This window comes from Gelidibacter sp., from assembly GCF_039916245.1.
Classification (GTDB): domain Bacteria; phylum Bacteroidota; class Bacteroidia; order Flavobacteriales; family Flavobacteriaceae; genus Gelidibacter.
The window spans coordinates 1-7,641 of the sequence record NZ_JBDSLS010000137.1; the positions used below are offsets into that span (position 1 = coordinate 1).

The window sequence follows — 7,641 nt, forward strand, 5'->3', positions numbered from 1 at the left end:
ATGATTTTTTACTACAAATTTGCCAGTATGCAGTTTGGCGCTGGTAATAATAAAGCGTGTATTTTCTATTTGGATAAAATTATTTCCAATAAATCGCTTTCCATGCGTGAAGATTTGCAAGTTTTTGCACGGGTTTTGAATTTGGTCGCCCATTATGAAGCGGGGTTGGATTATCATTTGGAAAGTCTGCTGAAAAGCACCTACAAATTCCTTATAAAAATCAACGATTTGTACGAGGTTCAAAAAGAAATGATCAAGTTTATCAAAGGATTACAGGATATTTATCCACACGATTTGAAAGAAGCTTTTATCGCGTTGCATAAGACTTTAAAAACCTATGAAGACCATCCTTATGAGCGTCGTGCGTTTTTGTATCTGGACATTATTTCTTGGCTGGAAAGCAAAATCGAGAACAAACCCGTAGGACAAGTGATCCGAGAAAAGTATTTATTAGAGAGTGCTTCTAAGACCGATAAAAGTGCGTTTAAGATTATTTCTAAAGAAAAATCCTAAGTCATATTAATATCTGACATAGGATAAAAAGACTTAGGACATAAAATGTTTTATCTTAATAATTTGACTTTCAATCCTATCAAAATTAACGACAACTTTGGTCTTAGATCATAAGTCGGTTTTGTATACCTATCGCAAACACAGAGTATTCACTTCATTCGTGGCAGACATTGATAACACTCAATTTATGTGCTTTTTTCGACTTTCCATCGCCCTCCTGTTTTTCGCAGTTGCGCACACCTCAAACGCCCAAGTTCTATTTATGAAAAAAGAATCCATTGTCACTAAAACAACGCTATCTCAATCAAGGGAACTCGATAAGGATGGTAAAAAAAGCACCTTTAAATTACTACAAGCCCTTTTATGTTTTGCCTGCTGAAAATTGGCTTCAACTAGCATATCATGAATCAATTCGGGAACACCTTTCATAGCATCTTCTCTTGTAAGGAAAGTGTCCCCAATTTTCATTAGTTCAGTGACAGGATGACCATCTTTTGCTAATTCATGCAGCCTTGAACTTATTAATACTATAGATTCAGGTTGATTTAATTTAAGACCCCTTTCTTTTCGTTTTTCAGCCAATCCTTCTGCAAAAAAGAGCATTAGTTTCTCAGTTTATCTTGCAACTAATATCAGTATTATATGATGTTTTTTAAGTTATTTTGATAGCTTTTTATTCCTTTTTCACGCCTCGCAATCGATCCAGAAGGGCTTTATGAAGGTCATTTTGATACGCTACGGCAGCCAAGACAATAACAATACCTACAATTTGTAATGTAGATGTAGTTTCACCACTCGTATAGGGCGCCACAAGGACCGTGGTAATCGGGCTTAAAAGCAATAGTCCAGCTACAATGGTAGGATCTAAGTTTACCGAACCTATCTGAACAAACACCCAGGCCATGGCGTGACCAACAACGGCCAAGACAAACATCCAGATCCAGTTAACCGTGGTAATAGGATCTCCAAACGTAGTTTCAGGATTCATTGGGAGTTTCCCATCTACTAATACACCGTGAACAATGTCAAAGCCAGCATCAGAAATGAAAAACATGGTAAATGCCTGTGGTATTAACTGTGCTAAAAACACCCACATTAAAGGTTGAACATAACGTCCAGGGTTTAGCGTTCCCGATTTACGGCTTGTATAAAGATAGATCCCGTAACAAATACCTGAAAGCACACCTAACAATGTACCAACAACCGCAATAGGATGACCGTAGATAGTTGCAGGACCTTCTGCTGGATCTCCGTCAAAAATTCCACCGGTTAAAATGATACCGAAAATCATGATGGGAACCAATACCCAAAAACTCTTTTTTGGCTTGAACTTATCAAAGGTTAATGCTAGAAGTGGTAATACAATAATTTGTAAATTCAATAGAATTGAAGATATCCCGGCACCTACATAAAAAATGGCATAATTCCAGGCCGTCATGTCAATTCCGAGAAAGATACCTGCACCAATAGCCAATACCAAACCCTTATTGTTGAGTTTTCCGAGTTTTTTCCTTTCGTTATAAGCAAAAGGAATGAGGACAATAAATGCGATTGCGCAACGAAGAAACGCATTGGTAGAAGGCTCAAAGTTTGCTTCTTTAACCATAATAGCTGAAAATGCCAAAGCTAAGATTCCTAGCATTATGAGGGTGTAGGCCATTTTTTTACTGACAGTACTGACTTTATCGGACATAATATATTTTATTAAAAACATTCGTATTCTATTATTAAAAATCTTTCAAAACCTAATGACTAATTGAACTTCAGCCACTATCAAATATCCCAATGTCCGGGATAAGACCTTTATGGTTAATAAAACTAAAATTGTCGGCATGAAATAAATAGGACGCCAACGCGATCTGCAGCTTGATGCCTGCAGTTTTTAAAAATATATGTGCAATCCGTGATTCCATAAAAAAATCTAATACTAGAATGAACTAGAAAGTAGCAAGTTTCACATGCTCTATTTATTGATGACGTGGTTTTTATTAACTTCAAAATAGTCCTAGGACCACTAATTATTATGGAGGAAATGATTAGAAAAACACAATAGTTACGTACGTAAGATTGGTCTATATCTCTTTTTTATAATTTTTTCAATTTAAAATTCTAAACAAAAAGAGATTCTTATTTACAATTCCATCGACAAAAGTAAAACGCAAAATTAGAAAGAAACATGATGATTATCATGTTTTTGGGAATATTATTCTACACAGCAAACCAAATAGTAATTTACTATCTAATTCTATCATGAAATTCAAAATAAAAAACTTCTGAATAATTTTGTGTCTTTAGTCATACAAAAAAGATACACCCGTCTTTAATCTAAAGCAATTATGATATTTTAAATGGTTGACTTTTCCATTAAATGATCGACCAAAAAAGAAATTATAGAGCAATCCTTTTTAGAGATGAAAAAATAAAATTTCACCCTTTATTGGTACGAATTGATTCTAATTTAAAAAAAAGTTGAAGTTTTATGATACCTGTCAGCTTACTGAAAATGGTTTTCAAATGCCTTTACATCTGAATGTCCCTATGAACACACTATACTTTAGTCCTTACTATTAAAACACAACCCCTTAGTTAACAACGCTTAGTATGGCTTTTTTTGTAACGACTATTTCTAACGTATTCGAATTCTTAGCAACGGAATAAATCAAAAATTTATAAGGTATTGAAAAGAATATCGGTCAATAATTTTTAAAGATTGTTTTCAGAATAATCCATGAAAACATATTTTTTATTACAGCATCTACATCTAAATTAATGTTTTTTTCGAGAGAATCAAAAAATAAATAAGCAACCCGAAAAGTCCTTGTCACGTAAGCCTGAAGATGTTAGCAAGCTTCATGTCCCTTATGGCCATGGTGAAGCAAGCCAAGAAGCAGTCATGTCAATGTCATGAATTCCGTTCATAAAACTCGAAGAAGCCTAAAAACCCCACATGCCACAGCGAATACTTTTATAGTTTTTAAGAATTTGCCTAATAATTACGTTTCAGACTTTGTTCTAGTTCGTTATTAATGCCTTGACTTTATTCTATCGTCAAAACAAAAAGGATAAAGAGAAGATCCCAAATGGGAGATTCGAAATATAAAATTTCAATCTACTTATGAAAAGCAGCGTTAATTTTTTTACACACCATGTTAAATTTAGAAAATAAAACCCCCTAATGCACTAAATTTGTGAGCAATAAACATCAATAACAACTAAAAACAAGAAAACAAAATGAGTACGGATATCATTAAAAACTCGAGAAACACTGAAAACGCTCCAAAAAGTTCGGTATCTACGCAAACTGTAGCATTTTCTCATTACAACAATATTTCAGCGCAATTGCCTATCGATCCAAAATCGGGTAAAATAGTAGGTGATGATGTAAAAACACAGACGAAGCAGTGCTTAGAAAATATCAAAGCTATCGTTGAAAGTATAGGGCATGTTATGGACGACGCAGTTAAAATCACTGTATTTCTTAAGAATCTCTCTGACATTGAAGCTGTAAAGGATGTTTATAAAACCTATTTCAAAAGCTATTTTCCAACGCTTACAAAAGTTGGTGTTGCGGCTTTACCTTTGGATGGCGCATTGGTTCAAATTGAAGCGCTTATCTCCAATGGCGAAGGCACAACCCCTCAAAAACCAAGTCCTCTCGTAAAAGTTGCAAGAAACACAGCGCATGCACCACAAAGTGCCGTATCTACTCAAACGGTTGCTTTTTCTCACTACAACAATCTTTCAGCCCAATTACCTATCGATCCAAAGTCGGGCAAATTGGTCGCTGGAGGTATTACAGAGCAGACTGAACAGTGCTTAAAAAATATTAAAGCTATTTTAGAAAGCATTGACCATGTTATGGACGATATCGTTAAAACAACGATTTTTGTTAAAAACATCTCAGATGTGAATGCTGTAAACGACGTTTGTGCGAAATTTTTCCCAAGTTATGCTCCAGCGAGAACTTTTGTAAACGCTGCAGCGTTGCCTATGGGTGCTTTAGTGCAAATTGATACCGCCGTTTCGCACGGTGATGGCACGCCTCCACAACTTCCTGAAGATTCAAGTAAAATAGTTATCGAAGCGAGTATTGCAGAAAACGCACCAAAAACGACTTATGCTCATACGGTCGCTTTTTCTCATTATAATCATATTTCAGGTCAATTACCGGTAGATGCAAAAACTGGTAAATTGGTCGCTGGTGGCGCAAAAGAACAAGCTGAACAATGCCTTAAAAACATCAAGGCCATTGTTGAAAGTGTTGATCACGTTATGGACGATGCCGTTAAAATAAACATCCAACTTAAACACATCGCTGATATTGATGCGGTAAACGCAGTTTACAAAACGTTTTTCAAAGGCGATCTTCCTGCAAGAACTGTGGTTGGTGTTTCTGCCATCCCAATGGACGCTTTAGTACAAATGGATGCGGTGGTTTCAAACTGCGAAAGCACGCCTCCCAAAGCATAATTAGAAACTATTAAGGCCAACTTCGAAATGCCGAAGTAAAGCATAAAAAAGGGTACTGAATTTAGATGTTCAGTACCCTTTTTATATTGCTCATTCTTTTATTCTGAAAAGAACATATTGTAGATCTCTCTTTGAAAATTACAATTATTGAAATCTAATCGTTGTTACTTATCACATTTAATCCGTTGGCAACCGCTTTCAGTTTTGCAAAAAGATGCTCTGGATTAAATGGCTTCGTTAGATAATCGTCCATCTTGGCATCCACTACATTCAGATAAACTTTTTCGTTCACTGATGCTGTAAGCGCAATGATAGGTATGCTTGCTTTTGTTTGATCTTTTAAAGTTCTTATACCTGCTGTGGCTTCATAACCATCCATAATTGGCATGTGCAGGTCCATTAACACCACATCAAAATCTCCATTTTTCACACTTTCTACGGCACGTAATCCATCATCAACTATAGCTGGAAGTAGGTTCCATTTTTTAAGGATTTTATCAATAACCATCCTGTTTACAGCATTATCTTCAGCAACTAAAACCTTTAGGCCTGATAAATCATTTTGGATATTTTTAGTTAGAATTGGCATCTGCTCCTCCAGAACTATGTAATTAAAATCAATAACGAAGACGAACTTTGAACCTACATTTTCTTCACTTGTAAGACTGATTTTACTGCCAAACATGCTCAACGTTTTTTCAACAATTTGCAACCCAAGACCTGTACCTCCATAATTTCTAGTGGTACTTGCTGAAGCTTGCATAAAGGGTTCAAAAATAATATGTTGATTATCGGGTGAAATCCCAATCCCGGTGTCCTCCATGGTAAATTGCACCTTGATTTTATTTTTAGATAAACTTAATGCACGTGCACTAAGTGATATACTTCCTTTTTCAGTGAATTTTATCGCATTATTAACAAGATTCAAAAGCACTTGCGTGACTCGCGTAGGATCGCTAATTACTAACTTGCCCTCCAATACAGGATCAATGAATAATTTAAACTCAAGCATTTTTTCATCGGCCCTTAACTTACTACTTGAATACGTCCTTGTGATGAGTTCGACAAGATTAAAACCTACTTTCTCCAATTCGCTTTTAGAAGAATCCAGTTTATTGACATCAAGCACATTATTAACCAGTAACAATAAATTTTCGGCTGAAAATTTAAGCATATCCAGGTTCTCTTCCTGATCTTTTCTAGGGTTCTCGAGCAATAAAACATTGGTCAGGCCAATCACTCCATTTAATGGCGTTCGAATTTCATGAGACATGGTCGACAGAAATTCCATCCTAGAATTAGAAAGCTTTTCAACCTCAGCAAGCGTTTGATTTAATTTTTTATTGAGCAATCCCAATTCACTTTTAGCCATATTTAGCCTCATAATATTATTATTAAAAGACCTGAAGAAATAGGATTGTAAAAAAATAATCATGAAGAAATTACAAACTATTATAAATATGTAAATTGGCTGGCCAACTTCATGAGAACTTGTGTCCAAGTAGAAATAGTTATTACTTCCAACAATTGTAAAAACTAAAACCGGCAAAATATTGAGTAGCGAATAAAGCCAGCCCCATTTAGATCCATGAACGTAAAAACTAAGCGTACAGGCAAACCAAATAAATTGTAAAGTTGCTAAATTAACCTCTCTTACATAAAGGGAAAGATTACTCCATACTACTAATGTAAGCATGATTAACAAAGTGTGAGAAACCATTCTCCACAATTTTGTATTAAGCACTAACAGAATAAGAAATACATTGATTAAAAAAATAGAGGCTATTCTAAGAAGCTGTAAAAGAACCTCGTTAAAAACATAGACAGCGATTAGTATAGCACTAAATACAGTATAATAAATCAATATATAACTAAGGATTTTTATCCTTGCTTTATCTATTGGATCAGGTTCTCGATTTATTATTTTTAAAAAAAAGGTGTCTATATAGCTCAAAAAACCCATTATAAGTATCTTATAAAAAATTGTAAATTTACTCAGAAACAATTAATATGGCGCTTAAAAAAATGCGTAATTCTTAAAATTGACACCAGTGTCTTTTTGATTTAAACAGATAAAATCGAAAACCTGTATTGTTTCTTCCTCGCAGGTATGTTCATAATCCATACTAATAATCTTATGGCCGAACCTTTAAAAATTGGCGAAACAGAATACTCCTCTTGGGAAGAAATTTATTTTCAGCTATTTTTTGAGGCAACCCTGTATTTAAAATGGGCACCTCATAACTAAAATAAATTTGGCGAGTTGGCCTTTATAAGAAGCGCTATAAGCACTATGCACAAAGTAATTACACAATAAAATAAAAAATCCAACCTAAATAAATAAGTTGGATTTCTCTTGTTGTGGTCCCACCTGGTATGACTTGAATCCTTTTAAACTATTACAATTCAATCTCATAGAATGTAGTGTTGAATTTGGGTATCAAAAAAGTATCAATGAATGGCATTTTCAACATATCAATACCAAGTTTATCCTCTAATAAAGAAATCCAAACAACCAAATTGGAAATTTAACTATGGCGCATTACAGCCAAACCTCCTTTTACAAAATATATGTAAAAACATCTTTTTTTTCACTCTTGAGAGTATTCAATAATTTATTCAACTCAATATGTTTTATCCATATCATTTCCACAATGG

At 34.6% G+C, this 7,641-nt stretch carries 4 protein-coding genes and 1 pseudogene; 2 read left to right on the forward strand and 3 right to left on the reverse strand.

The annotated features are described in order from the left end of the window. Window positions 1–513 (forward strand): annotated as a pseudogene (locus ABIQ28_RS07105) (hypothetical protein); the annotation flags it as partial. A 300-nt stretch (window positions 514–813) separates the two neighbouring features. Here the strand turns inward: ABIQ28_RS07105 and ureA are convergent. Together ureA and ABIQ28_RS07115 are read right to left on the reverse strand one after the other, a co-directional pair. Next, on the reverse strand, window positions 814–1,116 hold the full coding sequence (gene ureA, locus ABIQ28_RS07110; RefSeq protein WP_348036184.1) for an urease subunit gamma: 303 nt from the start codon (window positions 1,114–1,116) through the stop codon (window positions 814–816). A 70-nt stretch (window positions 1,117–1,186) separates the two neighbouring features. After that, complete coding sequence (locus tag ABIQ28_RS07115) at window positions 1,187–2,206, reverse strand: DMT family transporter (RefSeq protein ID WP_348036186.1); 1,020 nt, start codon at window positions 2,204–2,206, stop codon at window positions 1,187–1,189. 1,538 nt (window positions 2,207–3,744) lie between these two features. Between ABIQ28_RS07115 and ABIQ28_RS07120 the strand changes: the two genes are divergently transcribed. Beyond that, complete coding sequence (locus ABIQ28_RS07120; RefSeq protein WP_348036187.1) at window positions 3,745–4,983, forward strand: RidA family protein; 1,239 nt, start codon at window positions 3,745–3,747, stop codon at window positions 4,981–4,983. A gap of 154 nt (window positions 4,984–5,137) precedes the next feature. Here ABIQ28_RS07120 and ABIQ28_RS07125 read toward each other — a convergent pair whose 3' ends face one another. Then, window positions 5,138–6,679, reverse strand: a complete 1,542-nt coding sequence (locus ABIQ28_RS07125) for an ATP-binding protein (protein WP_348036188.1) — start codon at window positions 6,677–6,679, stop codon at window positions 5,138–5,140. Window positions 6,680–7,641: the final 962 nt, after the last annotated feature.

Coding starts and splice junctions, on each gene's coding strand:
- ABIQ28_RS07120 (WP_348036187.1), top strand. CDS start 3,745: ATGAGTACGGATATCATTAAAAACTCGAGAAACACTGAAAACGCTCCA.
- ABIQ28_RS07115 (WP_348036186.1), bottom strand. CDS start 2,206: ATGTCCGATAAAGTCAGTACTGTCAGTAAAAAAATGGCCTACACCCTC.
- ABIQ28_RS07125 (WP_348036188.1), bottom strand. CDS start 6,679: ATGCTTACATTAGTAGTATGGAGTAATCTTTCCCTTTATGTAAGAGAG.
- ureA (WP_348036184.1), bottom strand. CDS start 1,116: ATGCTCTTTTTTGCAGAAGGATTGGCTGAAAAACGAAAAGAAAGGGGT.